Raw genomic sequence first — 22,351 nt, 5'->3', positions numbered from 1 at the left:
GTTCAGCCATATTTTGTTCTGGGCGCTCGATGCCTTAAGGGTCTGCGACGCAATGCAACAAACCAAGTCAGCGAGGACGTGACGGAATGGCTATTTTTAAGAACGCCGATTTTGACGAGCGCCGAAGCGCCGCCGAAGCGGCGAAAAAATCAAAGCTGGAAAAATTCCGCGCCTTGACGGCCCAGATCAACGAGGGCGCGGCCGAGCGGCTGGCGGCCCGGCAGGCGATTATCGCCGCGCGCGACGTGCGAGCCGCAGAGCGCGAAGCCGTCCGGCTCGCCGCCGAAGCCCGTGCGGCGGAAGACCGAGCCGCGCATGAAACGGTTCTGAAGGCGGAGCAGGCGGAACGCGACGCACGAGCCGCCGAACAGGCCGAGCGTGAATTGGCGTCCGCGGCCGAACGCAAGGCGGCCAGAGACGCCCGCTATGCCGCCCGCAAGGCCCGAAAATAGCGACGACCGGCGCCAGATCGGCGATCGGCGTCGTAAATCGTCGAACCTCCTGTCTCCCGGAGGAGACGAAGTCGAGCGATTGTTTCACATTCGAAAAGGGCCGCGAACGGAAACGGCCCGAGACAGTCGCTCATTCGACGCTCGTCTTCGCATATGCCCGGAGGCGCCGATCGCCAGCCGGAGACATGTCCGTTTGTCGCGCAACGGCCGGCCGCGAGATCGATATGAACGCCCGCCGCCGGGATAAAACGCATCACCTCGACAGTCGACCCTCGTCATCGATCAATGTCAGGCATGATGGAGGGGCCTCTCCTCCTGGCCAGATCACGAGATTGAGATCGTCCTCGCTCGTTCCAGGGGCAAAGCTCCGAACCAAGAGGCCCTGATATCCGCCAGCGATCAGCCGTCGGGCGAAGCTCTGCGTTCGCGCTTCGCCGCTCGTCCTCATTTCATCGCGCCATGTCGACGCCGCGAGCGCGGCCCCGTCCATGCCTTCGCTCGCGAGAGCCCGCGCGTCCCGCGCATCGAATACTCTCTCGACCTCAGCGTCATATGACACGAGCGTGACGGGTTGAAGATTGCCCGCCTGATTGGCTTCCCGGATGGCGGTCATTACGGACAGGCAGCAGTAGAGCGCGGGAACGCCCTTGGGATTGAATCGGCCGCCATAGAGCGCTGCGCCGCGACCCGACATCGGCTCGCGCGCATAGACCGGATTGAGCGCTCGATAGAGCTTGCCCCTATAGGAGAAGGGCGCGATCAGGCGTGGACGCCTGCGTCGACGGCGTCGATGTATTCGAGCACCTCGTCTGCCCGACCGCTCTTGACGAGCTGCATTGCGGTGTGTCCGGAAAAGCCGGAGAGCGGTTCCGAACGATACCAGGCATAGGCCAGAAGCGCCGACCCGAAGCGCGGCTCGACCTTGTTGAGGACTTCGACCATCTCGCGCAGGCGGCGCTGCGTCTTGTCGGAGCGAAGCCGGCTGGCGCGTTGAACGGCGTCCTTGCCCAACCCGGCCGTTCGAGCGATTTCCTCACTCGTCGTGCGGAGGATGTCGGCAATTTTGCGCGGGGCGAAAATCCCGTCGTCGGCATATCGAGCCAAACCCATCGTTCCGCCTCCGCCGGTCACCGAGATATATGACGCTATATAGCGTCAAAACTCAAGATATTCAATCGCGGATATTTCGGCTCGCCCCCTCCCGCCCCCTGGCCAATGGTGCAGCTTCCGGTGCGGCTGAGCGCGCCCGATGGTTCGCATCGTTCTCTAATCCCGCCTCCGCCAGCGTCGGCCGCGTGGCGAAAAACTTTTCGTGAAAAGCGGGGAAACGACCTCCCGAGCGAAGATGTTTTCGCGAGTCAAAACTTATAAATTTAGGGAATACAAATAGTTGCTAATGGCACGGTTGTTGAAAACCTTCTGTTCGCCGCGGCGCATTTTTCGGCGCGGCTCGGCAGCAGGAGAAGAGAACCATGTCGCATCTCGAGCAAGAGGCTTTCGAATACGCCCCGGAGCTGGAAGCGTCCAATTACGAATACGAAGCCTATGAAGCGGAGTACGAATAGGAATTCGCTCGCGAGGCGGAAGTGTTCAGCGAGGCCGAGCTGCATGGCCGATGTGACCGACAGCCGCGATGCGGCGACGCGCTATCTGCAACCCTCCGTGCTGCTGAAGAACCGGCTGACGCAACAGCGGGCGGCGCAGAACCCGCCGGCGCGCTTGGTCGGCCGGGGGGGCGCGGCTCACCATGATCCCGGCTCCGCAGTAAACGCGTCTGATCGGCGTCCGCGGCTCGGAATGATGCTGGACTTCACTTCGGCGCTCTATCTCGGGCTGTGCCACGCCCATGGCGAGCTCGAGCCATGGCCGGCGCTGACCACGGGACGCCCCGCCGCCGCGGGCGTCCCGCGACACGCGGCCGAGACGGCCGCGGAGCTCGCGAAGCTCATGGGCCGCGCCTGCGGGCTTCTCGCGCCCTCGACGCTGCATCTGTTCTTCGACGTCTTCGATGTTCTGGCCAGGGAGCCGATCGCGATCTTCGCCGAACGCGGACTCTATCCAGTGATGCGCTGGGGCGTCGAACGCGCGGCGGCGAAAGGCGCGCGGGTCGTCGGCTTTCCGGCCGGAGGCGCAGCCGCGCTGGCGCGGTCGATGCGGAGCGCCTCTCGCGGTCGCCTCATCGTGGTCGCCGACGGGCTGCGCCCGGCGCGCGGCGCGACGCCGCCACTCGGCGATTACGTCGATCTGGCGCGAGCGGGCAGGGGCTTGGTCGTCGTCGACGACACGCAGGGATTGGGCGTCATCGGACGCCGCCCCACCGCCGCGCATCCCTATGGGCGCGGCGGCGACGGAATCGGCGCCCGCTTCGGGCTCGATGCGCCGGAATTGATCATCGGCGCCTCGCTCGCCACAGGTTTCGGCGCGCCTCTGGCGGCTCTGGCCGGCGCCGCGGAGACCATCGGCCTCTTCGAGCGGGAGGGCATGACGCGGGTTCATTGCAGCCCGCCGTCGCTCGCCGCTGTCGCCGCGGCGGCCCATGCTCTCGATCTCAATCGCCGACGCGGCGATGCGCTGCGTCGACGTCTCGGCCTGTTCCGCGCCTCCTTGCGTCGCATCGGCGTCGCCGTCGCGGGCGGTCTGCTTCCCGTCCAGACGCTGCTCGGCCTTCGCGATCCGCTGCGTCTTCACGAGCGGCTGGCGCAGCGCGGAGTCGCCTGCGTGCAGCATCGGGCGGGTCGCGGCGCCGGCGCGGCTCTGAGCTTTCTGATCACCGCTCGCCATACGATCGATGACATTTTCGCCTGCGTCGAGGCGATCGCGCAGGTCTCGGCGTCGGACGCCGGCCTTCCCCACATTATAGGAGCCGAGTCATGAGCAGTCTGTTGAGCTTCGATCCGGAACCATTCGACACGGAATTTCTCGAGCAGGCCGAAGGCTTCGAAACAGAGCTCGAAAGCGAGGTTCGTCGCCGAGGGCGCGGCCATCGCGCCGCGCGGCCCCTGCTGCGGCCGCGGCGCAGAGTCCATTTCGGCGCCGGCGTGGCGGCTGCGCCGGTCGCCACATGGGTCCAGCGCCTTGCGCCGATCTTGAAGCGCGCCGCGCCGGAGATTCCGCTCGAATTCCTGCTCGGCTGGATCGCCGTGGAGTCGGGCGGCAATATCGCCGATCTGACGCGCGTCGACGAGCGCGGCTATTTCCAGATTCATCCCGAGGAATCGCGCGCTCTGCGACTCGATCACAAGAGGCTGAGCGTCGATCCGGTCTATTCGGTCGACTTGGGCGTCGCGCTCGTGCGCCACTATGCGAAGCGCGCGCAGACGCTGGGCTTTGCGCCCGGCGGCGAACTGTTTTGGCGCATCGTGAAATTGCTGCATTGGCTGCCCAAGGGCGTGGCGGTCACTTTGGCGCATATGAAGCGGAACGGTTTCCGCCCGTCGAGCTGGGCGGATTTTCGCGGCTATATGCTGACGCATCGCGACGAGCTGCTGTCGCTGCTCACGGCCAAGGCCGGCACGGGCTGGGACCCCGCCTCCGGCATTCGCAATGTCGAGGCGCTCCTTGCGCGCGGACGCGCCGGAGGCGGATCACATCGCATGGGTGGACATTGCGTGACCCGGCGCCGACGAGACGTCCTATTCACGCCTATTCACAATTATCGACGCCCTCTACCGAGACGCGAAGTTGCGCGCCGCGACAGTGCTGTCTTGCGGAATCGCGCGTCGACGTCGAACGAACTCCCCGCGTTTGTCGGTCTCTGCGCCGCGACGACACCGCGCTCTCGGAGCAATTCGGCGCGAAGCAATTCGCGACATACGCACATTAGGTAGTTTTCCGAGCGAGCGTGCCGATGAATTGTATCGTATCAACGGCGCCGGAGCTAATCCGGCGCAAGTGCGCCTTTCAGATGTGTCTCAATTCGCATTTTCGTGACCAGCGAAGTTTCTACGATCCGAGGCTGCATTGATGCGACCACCACTTTTGCGCCTCGTCGACCTCCCTCTGGTCCCTATGGATTCCGCATCGGCGCACGTTCAACGTGACAACTTCGACATTTCCGCTGAGAGAACAATGAATCTCGCCCCATATGTTCTCTGCACGCTCACATCCGCGACGGCGACGCTGCCGGCGTTCGGTGTGTGGCGGTCCATCGGGCAGCTCACGATGATGTCGGATTGCCTTCGTATTTGGGCGGCAATCGCATTGGTGATTGGCGCAGTCATGCTCACCTTCCTGTTCAATCGAATGGCCGGGATCGCGCGCGCTCGTCCGATCATCCAGGAGCGACGCGTGCTTTTCAGCCTCACCGGTCCGCGCGTCACGAAGCGCCTATCGCAAGACTCGCTCAAAATCCCGACTCGCATCCGAGGCGCGGGCCGTCGAGGCGGTAGCGTAGCGAAGCCTGCCGGCAAGGCGATCGCGTAGCGACGCCCTGTCGTAGAAAGTGAACACGAAGAAGCGGGTGACGTGTTTCACCCGAAGTGCGGTAGCGTGGAAAGAACGCCTCATCCACGATTACGTCTCCTCCCGGCGGGTAGCCCGCCATTCAGAAACGAGCGCCGCGCTGTTCTTCGATCCGCGCGTGAAAATTCACCCTCGCATGGAGGGCATTGCAATCCGGCGACCGGGGAGCGAATGCGTCCGAGCGAAAGCGGCGATGCGGCCGCCAATCGATTTCACACGCATTTGCATCCAAAAAAATGAAGAAGAGGTTCGATCATGGCGGCCAGTGGACCGAGGCTTCGACAGATACTGGCGGCGCCTTGCATATTACTGCCGCTCGGCGGCTGCACCGGGCCCGTCAATCGTGCCGAGGATACGACTGCGTCATTTGTTCACGACAACCGCTCCACCGGACCGTCTGCATCATTGCGCTATGCAACGGATCCGAATCAAATGGAGTCCGATTATCGAATCCAGCCGCTCGATGTTCTCGAAATCACCGTCTTCCAGGTCAAAGACCTCGATGGGACAAGGCAAGTCTCCCGGACGGGATATATCTCCATGCCATTGATCGGAGAATTGCAGGTGAAGGGAAAGAGCGTCAAGGAGCTCGAAGTGGCGATCGCCGATCGCCTCGGATCGAGATATCTGCGCGCGCCAGACGTGCATGTTTCCGTGAAGGATTACACGAGCCAACGCTACACGATCGAAGGCGAGGTCGGGGGGCCTGGCATCTATTCATTGACGGGGGGCACGACTCTATTGCAGGCGATTGCGCAGGCCAAAGGCCTGACAAAAGTAGCCGATCAGAATGTTGTTGTTTTTCGTGAAGTGAATAATACGCGCGTCGCGACGACATACGACATTTCGGCCATTCGCTCGGGTGAGCGCGAGGATCCGCCTCTCATCGCTGGAGATTTCGTCGTGGTCGGCGAGTCCGCCATCAGATCCGTGTGGACAGAGTTCAAAGATATATTCGGCGTCGGCATACAGGGGGTGGGGCTCGCCAGTCGCTTTGTCCCTTAGGTCCGATTTTTCCTGCACAAAGGCGACTACACCAGTTTCTGATCCTTTTTGATCGGATTCTGGCCTGAGTTTTCGTCTGGAACGAGTTCTTGCCGCTCGAACGACTCCGTTGGCGCTGAAAGCGCTTTGAGCTCCATCGTCCCATGGGCGCGAACGCGCGCCATCCTTTCTGCGGCGTGTTGCAGGCCCAATCACCTATGGGACCGCGCAACCATTGGCGCTCGTCTTTCGACCGACGTTCTGTGCAGTCGGATTCGCGAACAATTTCCGCCCATGTGGCGGGTCGTCACATGACACTCTAACGGTCTAGCAGGCAATTGGAATGACTTTCGAGAATGGAAACCGGTTCGACCAGTCGGGGCTGCCGAGCGTAAGCCAGGACAGCGGCGCGACGCGCGACGTTCACGGACTTCAGCTGCTTGCCGCCAATCTGACGGGTTCCGGACCGACCGGCGATTTCGATTTAGGGGCCTACCAGCGCCTATTGGTCAAACACATTAAATTGATCGCGGGCATTGCCGCGGCGTTTATCCTCGTCGCCGTGTTCGTCACGCTGACCGCGACTCCCCTCTACCGCGCAACCGCCGTTATACAGATCGAACGACACGAATCACGCTTCACGCAACAGCAAGGCTTTGAAAGCGCCGAAGAAGGAGGACGAAGCGACGCCGAGTTTTTTACGACCCAATATGATCTCTTGCAAAGTCGCTCGCTCGCCGAGCAGGTCGCCGTGCGACTCGGGCTGCTCGACGACGCCAATTTCGTCCCTTCAAAGTCCCAAGGACTCTTGTCTTCCATCCGAAATATGTTTTCCGCGGGAGAGGCATTACCCGAAGTCGACGCGTTGACGCGTCGACGCGCGGCGGTGCTCAAATTCACCGGTAATCTGGTTATCGAACCCAAACGAGGATCGCGTTTGGTCATGATCCACTATTCCGATGTCGACCCCGGCGTAGCGCAGCTGATCGTCAATGGAGTCGCAGATGTGTTCACCAACCGAAATTTGGAGCGCCGCTTCGAAGCCTCCTCTTATGCGCGCAATTATTTGGACGAGCGCCTTCGAGAATTGAAAGCGAGACTGGAAAAAAGCGAGGCCGAGGTCGTTGCTTACCGGACCCGCGAGCAGATCATCAGCGCGGGGCCGGACAATAAATCAACGCTTGCGGCCGTCAACCTCGTAGCTGCAAACGCGAGCCTCGGAAGCGCCAAAATCGAGAGAACGAAGCTCGAGCAGCTTTGGGCCATGGCGCAGACCGACAATGTCTACGGATTGCCGCAGGTGCTGGAAAATAGAGGGATGTCTGCGAATCGTGACAAGCGCGCCAGCCTGGCGGCTGACTACCAACAAAAGCTCACGCTTTTCAAACCCGACTACCCTGAAATGGTCGCGATCAAGACACAGATGGACGAGCTTGATCGTCAAGCGTCGAAAATCATAACGGTCGTGAAAGATTCCATTCGAACGCAGTATCTCAGTTCGAAAAATCAAGAAGCCGAGCTAGAGAGGCAGTTGACGCAACTCAAATCCGAACTTTCGAACGAACAAGCCCGCAGCATCCAATATGACATGCTCCAGCATGAGGTCGCGACCAATCGCATACTGTATGAACAAATGTTACAGCGAACCAAGGAAATCAGCGTTCTCGGAGCGCTGGATTCGAACAATATTTCGGTCGTCGATCCGGCCGATAGGCCGAGCGGGCCTTATTCCCCGCGGCCGATGCGGAATCTCGCGATCGGCGCGATCGCCGGCCTTCTATGCGGCGTAGCCGTCGCTTTCGTCATCGAATATCTCGATAATACGATCAAGTCGCCTCGAGACATCGAGGCCAGTTTCCGGCTCCCGGTGCTCGGCGTGGTTCCGGCAGTCGAAGATGCGGCGGCCATGAAGATCGCTCTTCGAGATCTGCGATCCAATGTCTCGGAAGCTCTGCGATCGTTGAAGACCGCGCTGCAGTTCTCTACCCCCACGGGCTTGCCGAGAAGCATTGCAATTACGAGCGCCAAGCCGGGAGAGGGCAAGAGCACGATCTCGTCCGCCCTCGCGAGAATCTGCGCGGAACAGGGAATGCGCGTGCTCCTGATTGACGCCGATCTTCGAAAGCCCTCTCTCCATGTGCATTTCGAGGTGCCGAACTCGGTTGGGTTGAGCAGCTATCTCTCTGGGATCATGCAAGCCTCGGAGGTCGTGCAGCGAACCGAGGTCGAGACGTTGTTTGTGATCGCCTCCGGCCCTTTGCCGCCCAACCCCGCCGACCTGCTCAGCGGCGCGAAATTTTCGTCGCTGCTCTCGCTCGGCGGCGAATTTTTCGATCTGATTATCGTCGACGCACCTCCCATTCTGGGCCTCGCCGACGCTCCCCTGATCGCGAATGCGATCAGCGAGACAGTGCTCGTCATATCGGCTGGAGAGACTCGTCGGGATGTCATTGGAATTGCGCTCAAGCGCCTGAACATGGCTCGTGGCCATGTGCTCGGCGGGATTCTTAACCGCTTCCGATTCGACAACGGATCTTACGGCTATCACCCGGGATATGATTACGGCTACGGAATCTTCGCGGAAGAGGATGAATCGCCACAGATCGGCTCGAAGCAATCTTCGGCGACAACCATAGAGTGCTGAGTGACCGCACATACCATTCGGATTGCCTTGCAGCTGGCGCAAATGCCGCGGCTCGCACGGGAATTGAGGCGTCAGCCACCGCCGGACGACATTCTCGACCTGATCAAGGTGGCAGCGGGCTGCCCCGAGACCTGTCGAACTTTAGAGAATTCGACAGGGCGACGCCCCGATGTCGTTCGCGCAGCAGCGATTCATTATCTGCATCTGGCATTGCTTTTCCCGGGCGCGCCCTCGGCGCGCATCCTCGGTCTGCGCGGTTCGGAGACGCACGAGGTCATGCTTCGACACAAGCATTGGCTAATCAAATGGCTCCATCCAGATCTCAATGGAAATGGCTGGGAATCGGCACATTTGACAAGAGTCCTGGCGGCTTGGAGCGATGTGACGGCGGATGCTGCGTCATCCGACATCGGGACTTTCGACTCCTTGTTGGAGAAATGCGCGACGCGACCTTCTGCTGGCTCGTGGCAACTCGATCCCTGTATCGCCACTCCGCCCGATCGGGCGAGGCCACCGCCACGATCCGAGGGACGATCGCGGGCTGCCAGAAATGTGAGGATCGGCCTGACACTCGCCTCTGCGCTGGCGATTACGGGAATTGCAATTCTCCTGGCGGCATTACAGAGCGGCGCATTCGATGTTCACGCTCTCGATATGAGGACATGGCGCATGAGCATCACTCCGGTCCTGTTGAACCGTGGGGCGCAGGAACAGTGCGCGAAAGAATCTCTGGCAGTTTGCAGCAATGAAATCGTCGAGCAGTGAATTGATGAGCGGACGACTGATTCAGAGACGATGGGCGGTCATCGTCGAATGTGGGGTCGGCTTCGGCGTGGCGCTCGTCGCGGTCCCGATCGCGTGGCTCATATTGACGACGTCGATCGCAGATCATGCCGGAGTCGTCGACGCCAAGATCGCGCTCGCTTGGAGATCCTCCGATTCCGAGGCTCTGCTGTCGCTGGCCGAAGATTATTTCGTAAGGGGGACCGGGGCGGCGCATGAACGACGGACACAGAGCATTCTATTTCGGCCTCTGAAGCGTGGCGAATTGGTACTGAACGCAGATCAGGCCGAGCAGGATTTGATGGGCCCGGCGACGCTCTTGATGGAGAGGGCCGCGCGGCCGATCATAGGTGACCTGGGCTCGATGGCGAGATGGATCGATTTGCAGGTCAGCAAGACCTACTACGCCAGGGCGACGGCGATCGTCGCCGCCGTCGATGTGCGAAATGATCTGGAGGGTGTTTACGCGTGGACGGCCATGGCGCGCCATTTGTCACCCGTGGCCACTCATTATGCGCTCGATCATCCGGACGCGAGCTTCTTCGAGAAAGATCTCGCGCTTGCGAGAATGTTCGCGCAGCGCAGCTTGATTTCCAATCCTTTGCAACAAAGAGCGCTTGTTTTGCTTTCGGACATAGCCGCGCGCTCGGGGGACCGCGCTCGAGCTGCCGCTCTCCTTCGTCTCGCCGCAGGTCGGTCCTTGAGAGAGATCATCTCGCAAACGCGATTGATGGAATTTCAAATAAGCCAATCCGACTACCGCGGCGCAATTGCGACGGCCGACGGGATGATGCGTCACGGCGGCAATATGCCTTATCTGGTAGGAGAGTTCCTCGTGAGCGCGGCGATCGACACGAGGGGCTATTCCGCGTTGAGCGAAGTTCTCGCCACGGGGCCTTCTTGGCGCCCATGGGTTTTCCAGAAACTGGCCGCGTATCAGGACGCAGATTCCGGGCTACGATTGCTTTCCGAGCTCACCAGAAAGCAGAACGCTCTTCGCGCGCTCGATCTTGAACCAATTCTCCAATTGATGATGAGGCAGGATCGAACCATAGAAGCGTATCTCGCTTGGATACAATTTCTCCCGGAGGCGAAAAGGCCAAAGGCGAGACTTCTCTTCGACGGCGGCTTCACTGAAGATCCATCCAATATTCCTTTTGAGTGGAACGTCATCTCGGCGCCGAGAGGCAGCGTCGGATTTATCGGGAACTCGAAATCGGAAAGTGGCCGTGCCATTCGCGTCCAGTTCGTCGGCGAGCGCGTTCCACGGCTTTCCGTGCATCAATTCGTATCTTTGTCGCCCGGTCGCTATATGCTTAAGATGGAGGCGATGGCGGATAGCTTGCGCGCGATGCAGGGCGTGGTTTGGCGGATATCTTGCATGCAAGGCCACGAGCGCATTCTCGCCGAGACGGAGCCCCTGCGCGGCTCGACTCCCTGGCGGGAGCTATCGGTCGATTTCGAGATGCCGGCCGAGGGCTGCGACTTTCCGGTGCTGCGACTTGTGCTCAAGGCGAAATCCGCGCCTGAGCAGATTGCTAATGGGACGGCGCTTTTTCGAAATTTGGAATTGATCCACAGGCAGACGCGGAGTGGAGATTCGACGATTGCGTCGCAAACGCGTCGAATCGACATTCTGCAGGATTCACATTTGCATGGCGGATCCCCGGATTGACCCCACCTCAGCAACCGGCGCCGCAAAGGCCTTGAGGTTCAGCCCGCCGCTGGGCCGCCGAACGAAGCTTTTCATGGCTCGGTCGCTGCGGAAGGTTGGCCGACGACTTCAAAAAGGCTCAATCGTAAGGCGTCGGCGTTTCTCCACCTCGCCTCCATCCGCCTAATGCTCAGAAGACATTGTAGTCAAGCACGAAGTTCACGGACAGACTCTAAGACACAGGCGACCGTTCGACGGTTGGGCGTTGTCTGTCGAATTCAGTGGTTGCTTTGGAAGTGGCGTTTTCAAACCTGTCGATGAAGCGGCGACGTTCGAAAGCGATAGACGCTCGGCTCGATCATTCGACTCCATTCAGCAATTTTGTAGAATTGAGACTTCCTATGAGCATCATCAAGAGTCTTTCGGACGTTAGCCTCGCCATCATAGGCCTCGGCTACGTTGGCTTGCCGCTCGCCGTCGAATTCGGCAAGCGAGGAAAGGTCATAGGCTTCGATATAAATGCGACACGCATCGCCGCGCTCGAGGCCGGCCACGATTCTACGTTCGAAGTCGACGACGAAGAACTGCGAGACGCGATCGGACTACGTTACACCACCAATGTGGCCGACATTTCTGCATGCAACGTCTACATTGTGACCGTGCCGACGCCGATCGACGAGCACAAACAGCCTGACCTTTCGCCCCTGATCAAGGCGTCGGGAACCATTGGCAAGGTGCTCGAGAGGGGCGATATCGTCATCTATGAATCCACGGTGTATCCGGGGGCCACGGAAGAAGACTGCGTGCCGGTGCTGGAAGCGGTGTCCGGTCTTAGGTTCAACATCGATTTTTACGCTGGCTACAGTCCAGAGCGCATCAATCCAGGTGACAAGCTGCATCGCGTCTCGACGATCAAGAAGGTAACAGCCGGCTCCACGCCGGAGGTCGCCGAGTTGGTCGACCAACTCTACAAGCAGATCATTGTCGCCGGCACTCATAAGGCGCCGAGCATCCGCGTGGCGGAAGCCGCTAAGGTCATCGAGAACACGCAGCGCGATCTCAATATCGCGCTCATCAATGAGTTGGCGATCATCTTCAACAAGATGGGTATCGAGACCGAGGCGGTGTTGCAGGCGGCGGGCACGAAGTGGAACTTCTTGCCGTTCCGACCAGGCCTCGTCGGCGGACATTGCATCGGGGTCGATCCCTATTATCTGACCCATAAGGCCGAGGCGATCGGTTATCACCCGCAAATCATTCTCGCCGGTCGGCGTCTCAATGACGGGATGGGCGTCTATGTGGTGTCGCAACTCGTCAAGGCCTTGATGAAGCGAAGGATCCATGTCGAGGGTGCGCGGGTGCTAGTGATGGGGCTGACGTTCAAGGAAAATTGCCCGGATCTGCGTAACACGCGCGTTGTCGATATTCTGCGCGAACTCGCCGAATATAACGTCATCGCCGATGTCTATGATCCTTGGGTCAGCGTGAAAGAGGCTGAACATGAATATGGCCTCACGCCGATCGCCGAGCCGCGACCTGGCAGCTATGATGCGATCGTCGTTGCTGTGGCTCATGACGAGTTCCGCGCGATGGGAGCGGACAGGATCCATGCGCTCGGCAAGGACGAGCATGTGCTCTATGACTTGAAATATATTCTAAGCCCCGAACACGCCGACGTTCGTCTGTAGAAACAACGACGCGGATCCAGGACATGTACGCGGAAAAGGACATTTTTGATACGGCGGCGGACACGCGGGCGCGCCGGAATAACGCCGAGGCGAAAGTCCGCCGGCTGAATTATCGTCCCGAGATCGATGGCCTTCGCGCCGTGGCTGTGTCACTCGTCATCCTCCACCATCTCGAATTTGCGGTGGTCTCTGGCGGATATATCGGGGTCGATGTTTTTTTCGTCATATCCGGCTATTTGATAACCAGCATTATTTCTATTGAGCTCGACGAGCGCCGTTTTTCTATTGCCGGCTTTTATAAGAGAAGAATTATTCGGCTGGCGCCTGCGTTGTTCCTGGTCATAGGAATTACCACATTGACGTCCTTTTGGATCATGCTGCCGGCAGAGTTAGTCGAGTTTTCTAAAAGCGTGATTTTTTCAACGCTTTTGTCGGCAAATGTTTTCATGTGGCGCGATGTCGGCGGATATTTCGGCGTGCAGGGTGAGCACGTTCCGCTGCTTCATCTCTGGTCTCTGGCTGTTGAAGAACAATTCTACGTCCTGTGGCCAGTTGGGTTGCTGCTCATCCGTAAAATCGTGCGGCCGAGGCGCGTCTGGATCATCGCTTTGATTGCTGCTCTGCTCGGACTATGGATATCGGAGTGGGGTGTCGAAAATTATCGCGCGGCTGCATATTATCTTATGCCGACGCGCGCTTTCGAGTTCTTGTTCGGCGCATTTCTCGCCGGTATTCCAAATCATTCAAGCTCTCGGGAGGCAAACTGGCTGGCCCTGTTCGGACTGGTGTTGATCGGCTTTTCCGCTGTTACTTATACCAAGGAAGCTTTCTTCCCCGGACTGAACGCGCTCGCGCCTTGCCTTGGAAGCGGTTTGTTGATTGCGTTCGCGGGACGCCAAAATAGGGTCGGTAATTTCCTTGCGAGTGGCCCGTTGAATTTTATGGGTCGCATTTCGTACTCCGCATATCTGTGGCACTGGCCATTGATAGCTTTCTTCAAGATTTATGAAGTCGAAATCGACATTTATGTCGCCACCTTCATCGTCGGCGTCACTCTGTTGCTGTCTTCTTTGACATATTGGTTCGTCGAGTCGCCGTCGAAAAAGGCTCTAAGCTATCCTGCGATCAAAGTTGCGAGCGTCGGCTTTGCGCTTCCTGTTGCGGCTCTCTTGGCGCTCTCTGTCCTTGCCGACGTATGCGATGGCTGGCCAGGACGATTCGACGCTAGTCTGACTGTCAGGAGCGCGGCGGTTCTCTCGTACTCGAACAAGAAACGGGGGCGTTGCAATGAGGGAAATGTGGAGAATCCTCTCCCTCCCGACAAGTGCATTCTCGGAGTGAAGCATAATGGTGTTGACATTCTATTGATCGGTGATTCACACGCAAATCATTTCACAGGAATGCTCGATATTCTGGCGAAAGACGCCGATTTGCGAGGCTATGACATTACACAAAGCCAGACAATGTATTTGCCGGAAGTGCGCCGATTTTATACACAAGATGGACATAATATAGAACATTATAATTTTTATAAAAGAAACAGGGCGCTCAAAACAATTATCGGTGCGGGCAGATATAAGTTCATCGTGCTTGCTGGGGCGTTCGCCGCGGGAATCAATAATGATGAGTATCATATCGACGAATCGCCCCAATTGCGTGGAAGGCCGGTTTTCGTGTCTCGGTTCGAAAAGGCGATACAGGAGATAATCGCGGTGGGCGCGGCGCCGGTGGTTTTCAAAGGCAATCCGACCTATGCGCGGACAATTTATAATTGTACGTTAAATAACCAACGATTTAATTTGACAAAAACCTGCACTATGGACAAATCGGAATATATAGCTTCATTTTCCGATTGGAATAACTATTTGAGTATGTTGATCGAGAAATATCCGTCGTTGCGCGTGATCGATCCGGCCCTCGTCATGTGCGATGCGTCGTTCTGTTTCAGTGAACTGAAAGGCGTTCCTCTCTACAGGGACAGCGGCCATCTGAATGATGTCGGGTCGAGGTTGATCGGCGAGATCTACCTCCAACAGTTCGGCAACCCGTTCAAAACACCAATAAATTAAATCTGCTGAACGCAGCGCAAAATTTCGTAACCGTTCGATCGAAGGCATGTCGATCTGTGAGCATTCGCAATCATACGACCTACAACTTGCTGGGAGCGATGCTCCCGATGGGAGTCGCACTTCTGACGATTCCGGTCTATATTCGTTTGGTCGGAGACGCCCGATACGGCGTTCTGGCGGTCGTCTGGGCCTTTTTGGGCTATTTTGGCCTGTTCGACTTAGGGCTCGGCAGCGCGACAGCGCAGCGCATCGCCGCCCTCGGCGGTTCGTCGCCAGCGCGGATTGCTGCGACTTTCTGGACCGCGCTCGTGGTGAACGGCGCGGTCGGCGCCTTCGGCGGATTGCTGATTTGGCCGCTGTCGAGCTTGTTTTTCGGACATGTCATCGATATGAGCGCGGAGCTCCGATCGGAATTAGCGTCGGCTCTTCCTTGGCTGATGCTGGCCGTGCCGCTTATGACGCTGTCTGGAGTTCTGGTCGGCGCGCTTCAAGGATCCGCAAAATTCTTGGAGCTGAACCTCATCTCTGTCTCCGGTTCGATCTCCCTCCAGATTGTTCCGCTTTTCATCACCTATGTGCATGGTCCAGACCTGGCTTGGCTTTTGCCTTCCGTCATTCTCACGCGGGCCGCATCGTTTTTGGTCGTGTTCTGGCGCTGCAAAGTCCATGTGTTTCGAGATCATGCGCCGTCCTTTTGCCGCGATCAGGCGACGAGCCTGTTACAGTTCGGCGGCTGGGTGACGGTGTCGTCGGTGGTCGGCCCGTTGATGGTCGTTCTGGACCGCTTCGTCATCGGCGCGACGCTCGGAGCGAAGGCGGTCACCTATTATACGGTGCCGTTCACTTTGGCCGAACGTTCATCCGTCTTACCGGCGGCCGTGACATCGGCGCTTTTTCCACGTCTTGCCGTCGCCGGGGAGCGGGAGAGCCGGGAGTTGGCGATACGCGCCCTCCGCTCGTTGAGTGCGGTCATGACGCCGGTCATGCTGATCGCCTTGTTGGTGGTGGAGCCGTTTTTTGTCCTGTGGATCGGCCCGGATTTCGCCGTCAAGGCCAACGTCACCGCCCAGATCCTCTTGTTGAGCTATTGGATCAACGGGCTCGCTCTCGTGCCCAACGCGCTATTGCAGGCGCGCGGGCGTCCCGACGTCGGGGCGAAATTTCACCTCGTCCAATTGATCCCCTATTTGATCGCGCTTTACGCGGGCCTATGTCTTTGGGCCGTTCCCGGGGCCGCTGTCGCCTTCGGTCTCCGCAATCTCTCGGGCTGTATTATGCTCCTATGGTCAGCGGGAATCCTGCGAGACGGGATTGGCCTCGTTCGGGACTCCGCCCTGTTTCTCCTTCTCGCTGTCTGCCTGGCGTTGGGGACGACGGTCGGCAGTGAAATCTGGTGGTCCGCGAGCGTCATTCTGTCAGTGGCTATCATGAACTGGTCGTGGTGGCGCGCACCCGCCGATATTCGCGCATCGATCATTCGCCTCTACAGGAATATCTCCTTCGAGTTGCGGGAGGCGTTTAGATGAGCGCGCGTGATCCTCGACGATTGCTAGGCGCCATCCGGAAGCGCTTTTTGTCCTCCCAACGAAGCCTCACATTGGCTGAGCTCTACCCACAATATCAGTTTGGCCGCGGAACCTACGGCGATCTCGCCGTCCTCTCGTGGGGGGAAGGCGCTACGCTCAAAATCGGCGCCTACACATCTATCGGCGGTGGCGTAAAGATTTTCCTGGGAGGCGAACATCGTCCCGATTGGGTCACAACTTTTCCATTCAATATCCTTTGGAAATCGGCTCATCGCCGCATCGGACATCCCAAGACGAAGGGTGATGTGCTGATCGGCAACGACGTATGGATCGGAACCGAGGCGCTCATTTTTTCGGGCGTGAGGATAGGCGACGGCGCGGTGGTGGGCGCTCGCTCGGTCGTAACGCGCGATGTGCCGCCCTACGCCATCGTCGCCGGCAATCCGGCAAGAGTGGTGAGGCTCCGTTTCGATGCGGAAACGATTGGGAGACTGTTGGCGCTGAAATGGTGGGATTGGGACGAGGCGCGACTCGAAAAAGCGATGCCGGAGCTGTTGAGCGACCAAATCAATTTTTTTTTAGAATGTGCAGAGGCCGGCGCATATCGATAAGCGCGTCGGGACATCGGTCCGTGCAGCGACGATAGGAAATCTCTCATGATCGTATCTGTCGAAGACCCGTCATCAACGCGCGCGCCGATTTGGCGTTCGCCGTGGCCGGCGAGCGAGCTATGCACAGTCGAAGCCTGCCCGGTTTGTAAGACCACCCGACGGACAATTCTCTACGACAAACTGATCGACAATGTCTTTTTTTGCGCGCCGGGCTCATGGACGTCCTGGCGTTGCCTGGGATGTGGTTCGGCCTATTTGGATCCGCGCCCTTCGCCCGCCTCTATTCATCTGGCCTATGAGACGTATCACACGCACCAGCCCGCCAGCGTGTCGAAGCCAGACTACGCCGAACTCGTTCCTGTGCGGAAGCTGCGCAGGCGGCTTGTCAACGGCTACACCAATTGGCGCTACGCGACCCGCGAATCGCCGGCGTCGTTGCTCGGCATAGCCGTGCTCTGGTGTTCAGCGCCTCACAGAGCGCGGATCGATCAAGAATATCGGCATTTGCCGCGCCTTCCTGCCGATGGCGGCGCGGTGTTGGACGTTGGCTGTGGCAATGGGTCGTTCCTCCGCACCGCTCGGTCATGTGGTTGGAACGCCATCGGCGTCGATCCCGACCCAAAAGCGGTCTCCAATTGTCGACGACAAGGCTACAACGCGATCCTAGGCGGCATCGAGCAGTTCGATGGCGAGCACGGGCTGTTCGACTTCATCACCATGAGCCACGTCATCGAGCACGTTCACGATCCTCTGGCGATATTGAAAGCCTGTCATCGTCTGTTGAAGCCTGGCGGTCGGCTCTGGGTGGAAACCCCGAATATCGATAGCTCGGGTCACCGACGATATGGGCAAAATTGGCGTGGTCTCGAACCGCCTAGACATCTGGTGATGTTCAACCGGCAGTCATTGAGTCGGGGGCTTTCTTCTGCTGGATTTGCACGCATCGAGAGCAGGCCCACTTCGTATTCGTTGACCGGGATGGCCCGGGCCAGCGAAGCCATCAAGCAAAATCTGCCTGCCGACAAGGATGTGCGCCTTTCCTGGAGCACGCAATGGACCCTCCTGAAGAACAAAATAAAACAGGCGATTGTTCCCGACGGCACGGATTTCTTGACGCTCGTGGCCTTTAAAGAATAGAGGTGTCGAATATGTCGCCAAAAATCTCCATAGCGATGGCGACCTACAACGGCCAGAGATACATTCGCGAGCAACTGGACAGTCTCGCCAAACAAACAGTCCTACCCATCGAGCTTGTGGTCTGCGACGACGGCTCTACGGACTCGACCATAGATATAGTCGAAAAATTTGCGGAATCGGCACCATTCCCCGTTCGCCTCAATATTAATGAACGTAATCTAGGATACTCGGATAATTTCCTTCGAGCGTCGAGTCTGTGCAAGGGTGATTGGATCGCTTTTTGCGACCAGGATGACGTGTGGTTACCAAATAAAATCGAACGCGTTCGTCGTGCAATCGAAGAGTATCCAGGAAAAGACCTCGTATTAGTCGGGCATACCTCCTTGCTATCCGATGGTAACTTAAAGTTGAGCGGCCAGAGATTGCCGAATTTCAAACGAGACAGATATGTCAAGCGATGTAGTAATTTCGGCTTCTTTTGTATCGTCGGATTCTCGATGATTTTCAAAGTAGATATATTATATAATATCGATTCGAGCCTTCGCCCACGCATCGTCGACACATCGGTCTTGCCGGGTCGCGATCACTGGACCGGCCATGACCAGTGGATAGGAATGCTGGCGAATGTGATCGGTGACACAGCGTATATTGCAGAACCTCTCGCTATATGGCGCCGAAATGAATTCTCGCTTACTTTTCCACCAAGGCCACAAACCGTTGGTGATGAGGCAAAGATCGCAATGACGGCGATGAGCCACGAACCATATGTTTTGCACGCTAGAATGGCCGCGGAGAGCGCCAGGGCCTTTCAAATCATTTTTGACCAGAGCCCACATCCCCAAAACGAAAATTTTCGCAGGGCGTCAATTCAATTTTCAAAGCTTTCTCATTTCTTCAATCAGAGGGCCGAGCTCTATCAGTTCCAGCGACCTAGCCAAAAATTGGCTGCGCTCGTAAAGATGATATTTTTCAATGCCTATTTTTGTCCGAGATTCTATGCTCTAGGTTGGAAGTCATTTACAAAAGACGCAGCATTTGCATTTGGTCTTATTGGTAGGACGATCGACAAATGACTGAAAATAAAGAACAGCCATTGATATCCGTTCTAACTCCGACATGGAACAGGGGTTCATATCTCGACAGAGTATGGAATGGGCTGAATAGCCAAACTTATAAAAATATAGAATGGCTCGTTTGCGATGACGGGTCCACTGACAATACCTCTGATAAATTACACGAATTGGCGAATAGATCCTCGTTTCCGGTTGTTATCATTACAGCTAGCGTCCACATCGGCAAAGCGCGAATGGACAATGAAGCAATTGCACGCGCCCGTGGCGAGTTTATTCTTTGGAACGATTCCGACGATTATCTTCTTCCGCAGGCAATCGAAAAGCTAGTGGCGAGTTGGAATTCAATTCCTGTCGAACTCGAGCCCGAATACGTCGGGATCGCCGCCCTCTGCGCCAGCCAATGGGGTATCACATCCACCCCCTTGCCTAAGGAAGGGACCTTCGACACGAGTTGGAACGAACTCGCCGAGACGTTCAAAGTCACTGGCGACATGGTGGCTTTTACAAAAGCTATCGCCTTGAAAAACAATCCGTTCCCTCAAATCGATTTTGTCATTCCCGAAGGCGTGGTTTGGACAGCTCTCGGAGAGATGAAGATCAGAGTACATCCAGAGGTATTGAAAATAGTTGAATATCAAGCGATGCATTGCATCTCGCTCAGCGGAAAGATGGAATATTGCCGAGGTCGGGCATATGCCTTGGCGATTTCGTTTCGCATCCTGCGTTCTTACCCGCGAAGTTTGAGAGTGCAGCTGTGGAAATTGATCACGTACCTTCGATATTCGCTGCATGGGGAAGTCGGAATTCGGCGAACTTTCAGACAATGGGGAACCAACTCGTCCCTAATCACAATGCTCCTGATGCTGCCGGCAGCATATCTGCTCGTATTGAAGGACGAGATGCAAAGAAAGGTCCGGAAGACGCATCGCGACTATCAATTAGCTGAATCTACGGTAACAATAGATGAATATAAAGTAAATTGTGAGGCGCGTTGAACATGATATATTTAAATTCTGCGACATACGCGATCCCATCGCGGAAAGAATTTATAAAAATGATGAAATTATGGATAATATATAATATTAGATATGTATGTTATAGAAACAAATATATTATGTTAACTCCGCCATTTTTCAGGAAGCAGGTATTATATGATCGCGACGCCAGAAAATGTTTAACAATAGAAATTGGCAATTGCGTAGACTGGATTCAGATGGAGCATATTTACCTCAATAACGACTACGATCTTTCCAAAATGACCCGCAGCAGCGATATCGAAGCGTGCTATCGACGGATACTTCTCGATGGCGGGAAGCCGGTAATCATCGACTGCGGAGCTAATATCGGACTCGCGTCTAAATATTTCATGGAACGATATCCGGATTCAAAAGTAATCGGGATCGAGCCCGATGCGCGCAACGCAGCTTTAGCGAGACGCAACAACCCGTGCGGATCGGTCGAAATCGAGCTGGCCGGCATAGCGAGCGAAAGCATGAATGGCCGTCTGATCGATATGGGAGCGAGCAATGCGTTTCGTGTGGAGCCCGATATTGACGGTGATCTAGCGCTGCTATCCGTAAATTCGATTCTTAACAGGCTTCGCGATGCCAAAATACGTCCTTTTATCATCAAGATCGATATAGAGGGTTTTGAATCTGACCTGTTTTCAAAGAACACCGAATGGGTCGACGAATTTCCGATATTGATTGTCGAACTGCATGACTGGATGGTCCCAAAGCGGAATCTTTCGAAGAATTTCATGAAATGCATGGCGGCCAGGGATCGCGATTTCATTCATTATGACCAATACGTAATAAGCATCGAAAATAATATAGCCGCTTGAATGACCAAATCTCGATGACCTTCTTCGGAAAGAACGAATCATGACGCGAACAATCCTCGGTCGCTTACATGAGAAATTCGAGACGAGGCGTCGAATCGGGCTGTTTCGGTCGGCGCGCATTGCCCGCGATCGGCTCTTCCTCGGGATCCTCGCCCGCATCTACAAATTCCATCCCTGGCATGCCGAATCGCCTACCTCCGCCAGAACGTATCGTCACACGGTCGCGCAAGTGGTAAACGAATTAAAGCCTCGTATCGTTGTCGAGGTCGGATGCGGACTGGGAGAGATCCTGCGGCTCGTACAAGCGCCGCAGCGCTATGGCTTTGATCTTGACGAAGGCGTCGTTCGGGCCGCACGCTTCCTGCACGGAGACGCTATCGCCTTCCAGCATGGCCAACTCTCGAGCTTGGACTTGCCACGCATCGATGTTTTGATTTTGGTCAATTGGATTCACGATCTCAGCCCAGCCACGCTGGAAGCGCAACTCGATCCGCTGCTATCGCGAACGAAACATTTGTTGCTCGACGCGCTGGATCCGGACGGACCTGCAGGCTATCGATTCAAACATGACTTTGGTTTTCTCGAACAAAGAGCGCGACGCTTGTCGGTAACTCGCCCACCCGAGGAGGGACGCAGCTTTCATCTCTTCGAGGTTCACGCATGACCGCCCGATACCTCATCCGTCTGGACGACGCCTGTCACACGATGGACCGGCGAAAATGGCAGATGGTCGAAGATCTGTTGGATGGCTCGGGCGTCAAGCCCATCGTCGCCGTCGTGCCCGACAACCGGGACCCCGACCTTTTTGCGGATACGTTCGAACCGATGTTCTGGGACAGAGTGAGGGCATGGCGCCAGAAGGGATGGACGATCGCCATGCACGGCAATACCCACGTCATGCACGCGACCAAGGACAAACTCGTTCTACCATTTTATGAACGCAGCGAATTCGGCGGACTTCCCTATCACCGGCAGGCAGAGAAGATCAGACAGTCGTGGACGCATTTCGTTTCGGAGGAAGTAAGGCCGACAGTGTGGATCGCACCGGCGCATTGCTTCGATTGGGTGACGCTACGAGCCATCCATGACGAAACGCCGATCCGCATCATCAGCGACGGCATTGCCTGCGATGCCTATTTCGAAAAAGACTTTTTCTGGATCCCACAGCAGTTGTGGGAGTTCAAAGAAAAAGGCGCGGGCTTATGGACTGTCTGCCTTCATCCGAATTCCATGACGGAGCAGAGCATCTCGCGACTTGGAAAAATAATCGAGACACTATTCCTGCCTAGAATAATATCTCTGACCGACGTCGATCTGACGGGGCGTCCGAAGTCGCTGACCGATCGAGTCTACTATCATTATTTTTGGAAGCGTCGGTTGGCCAATGATATGATGCTAAAGGCGAGGGCATGGCTCCGTGGCTGAA

20 protein-coding genes and 1 pseudogene are annotated in these 22,351 nt (G+C 57.0%); 19 read left to right on the top strand and 2 right to left on the bottom strand.

What is annotated here, in order from left to right:
• Positions 1-86 precede the first annotated feature (86 nt).
• Complete coding sequence (locus AC6IY7_RS19170; RefSeq protein ID WP_497782902.1) at positions 87-452, top strand: DUF6481 family protein; 366 nt, start codon at positions 87-89, stop codon at positions 450-452.
• Between the two features lie 253 nt (positions 453-705).
• On the opposite strand, the gene AC6IY7_RS19165 is transcribed toward AC6IY7_RS19170, so the two are convergent.
• Both AC6IY7_RS19165 and AC6IY7_RS19160 read right to left on the bottom strand, forming a co-directional pair.
• Positions 706-1,212 carry an RES family NAD+ phosphorylase gene (locus AC6IY7_RS19165; protein ID WP_497782990.1) on the bottom strand — a complete coding sequence of 169 codons (507 nt, stop codon included), beginning with the start codon at positions 1,210-1,212 and terminating at the stop codon, positions 706-708.
• Positions 1,212-1,562 (bottom strand): antitoxin Xre/MbcA/ParS toxin-binding domain-containing protein, encoded by a 351-nt coding sequence (locus AC6IY7_RS19160; protein WP_497782901.1) that lies wholly within the window; start codon positions 1,560-1,562, stop codon positions 1,212-1,214. Before AC6IY7_RS19160 ends, AC6IY7_RS19165 begins: the two co-directional genes overlap by 1 nt.
• Before the next feature lie 498 nt (positions 1,563-2,060).
• On the opposite strand from AC6IY7_RS19160, the gene AC6IY7_RS19155 reads away from it, so the two are divergent.
• The 18 genes and pseudogenes from AC6IY7_RS19155 (at position 2,061) to AC6IY7_RS19070 (ending at position 22,350) form a co-directional block, all read left to right on the top strand.
• Positions 2,061-3,326: a PLP-dependent aminotransferase family protein gene (locus AC6IY7_RS19155; RefSeq protein WP_497782900.1), complete on the top strand. Its 1,266-nt coding sequence runs from the start codon at positions 2,061-2,063 to the stop codon at positions 3,324-3,326.
• A complete protein-coding gene (locus AC6IY7_RS19150; protein ID WP_497782899.1) occupies positions 3,323-4,279 on the top strand; it encodes a lysozyme family protein in 957 nt (318 codons plus the stop codon). The genes AC6IY7_RS19155 and AC6IY7_RS19150 overlap by 4 nt, the downstream gene beginning before the upstream one ends.
• Positions 4,280-4,520: 241 nt before the next feature.
• Positions 4,521-4,874, top strand: coding sequence for a hypothetical protein (locus tag AC6IY7_RS19145; protein ID WP_497782898.1), 354 nt, complete (start codon positions 4,521-4,523; stop codon positions 4,872-4,874).
• Positions 4,875-5,168: 294 nt separating this feature from the next.
• Positions 5,169-5,918: a polysaccharide biosynthesis/export family protein gene (locus AC6IY7_RS19140; RefSeq protein ID WP_497782897.1), complete on the top strand. Its 750-nt coding sequence runs from the start codon at positions 5,169-5,171 to the stop codon at positions 5,916-5,918.
• A gap of 322 nt (positions 5,919-6,240) precedes the next feature.
• Positions 6,241-8,541 carry a GumC family protein gene (locus tag AC6IY7_RS19135; RefSeq protein ID WP_497782896.1) on the top strand — a complete coding sequence of 767 codons (2,301 nt, stop codon included), beginning with the start codon at positions 6,241-6,243 and terminating at the stop codon, positions 8,539-8,541.
• Positions 8,542-9,306 carry a hypothetical protein gene (locus tag AC6IY7_RS19130; protein ID WP_497782987.1) on the top strand — a complete coding sequence of 255 codons (765 nt, stop codon included), beginning with the start codon at positions 8,542-8,544 and terminating at the stop codon, positions 9,304-9,306.
• A gap of 4 nt (positions 9,307-9,310) precedes the next feature.
• A complete protein-coding gene (locus tag AC6IY7_RS19125; protein WP_497782986.1) occupies positions 9,311-10,999 on the top strand; it encodes a hypothetical protein in 1,689 nt (562 codons plus the stop codon).
• Between the two features lie 44 nt (positions 11,000-11,043).
• A pseudogene (locus tag AC6IY7_RS19120) lies at positions 11,044-11,191 on the top strand (IS5/IS1182 family transposase); the annotation flags it as partial.
• A 188-nt stretch (positions 11,192-11,379) separates the two neighbouring features.
• Complete coding sequence (gene tviB, locus AC6IY7_RS19115) at positions 11,380-12,666, top strand: Vi polysaccharide biosynthesis UDP-N-acetylglucosamine C-6 dehydrogenase TviB (RefSeq protein ID WP_497782985.1); 1,287 nt, start codon at positions 11,380-11,382, stop codon at positions 12,664-12,666.
• 23 nt (positions 12,667-12,689) lie between these two features.
• Complete coding sequence (locus AC6IY7_RS19110) at positions 12,690-14,735, top strand: acyltransferase family protein (protein WP_497782984.1); 2,046 nt, start codon at positions 12,690-12,692, stop codon at positions 14,733-14,735.
• 56 nt (positions 14,736-14,791) lie between these two features.
• On the top strand, positions 14,792-16,261 hold the full coding sequence (locus AC6IY7_RS19105; RefSeq protein ID WP_497782983.1) for a flippase: 1,470 nt from the start codon (positions 14,792-14,794) through the stop codon (positions 16,259-16,261).
• Between the two features lie 71 nt (positions 16,262-16,332).
• Complete coding sequence (locus tag AC6IY7_RS19100) at positions 16,333-16,872, top strand: CatB-related O-acetyltransferase (RefSeq protein ID WP_497782982.1); 540 nt, start codon at positions 16,333-16,335, stop codon at positions 16,870-16,872.
• A 45-nt stretch (positions 16,873-16,917) separates the two neighbouring features.
• On the top strand, positions 16,918-18,009 hold the full coding sequence (locus AC6IY7_RS19095; protein ID WP_497782981.1) for a class I SAM-dependent methyltransferase: 1,092 nt from the start codon (positions 16,918-16,920) through the stop codon (positions 18,007-18,009).
• A gap of 11 nt (positions 18,010-18,020) precedes the next feature.
• Complete coding sequence (locus tag AC6IY7_RS19090) at positions 18,021-19,082, top strand: glycosyltransferase family 2 protein (RefSeq protein ID WP_497782980.1); 1,062 nt, start codon at positions 18,021-18,023, stop codon at positions 19,080-19,082.
• Positions 19,079-20,077 carry a glycosyltransferase family 2 protein gene (locus tag AC6IY7_RS19085; RefSeq protein WP_497782979.1) on the top strand — a complete coding sequence of 333 codons (999 nt, stop codon included), beginning with the start codon at positions 19,079-19,081 and terminating at the stop codon, positions 20,075-20,077. Before AC6IY7_RS19090 ends, AC6IY7_RS19085 begins: the two co-directional genes overlap by 4 nt.
• A gap of 218 nt (positions 20,078-20,295) precedes the next feature.
• Positions 20,296-20,925, top strand: coding sequence for an FkbM family methyltransferase (locus AC6IY7_RS19080; protein ID WP_497782978.1), 630 nt, complete (start codon positions 20,296-20,298; stop codon positions 20,923-20,925).
• Positions 20,926-20,965: 40 nt separating this feature from the next.
• Positions 20,966-21,589, top strand: coding sequence for a class I SAM-dependent methyltransferase (locus AC6IY7_RS19075; RefSeq protein ID WP_497782977.1), 624 nt, complete (start codon positions 20,966-20,968; stop codon positions 21,587-21,589).
• Positions 21,586-22,350, top strand: coding sequence for a DUF2334 domain-containing protein (locus AC6IY7_RS19070; protein ID WP_497782976.1), 765 nt, complete (start codon positions 21,586-21,588; stop codon positions 22,348-22,350). Before AC6IY7_RS19075 ends, AC6IY7_RS19070 begins: the two co-directional genes overlap by 4 nt.
• Position 22,351: the final 1 nt, after the last annotated feature.

This window comes from Methylosinus sp. is20ea (assembly GCF_059718135.1).
Note: the sequence above shows the minus strand (reverse complement) of the source record. Positions and strands in the feature narration are given on the sequence as shown.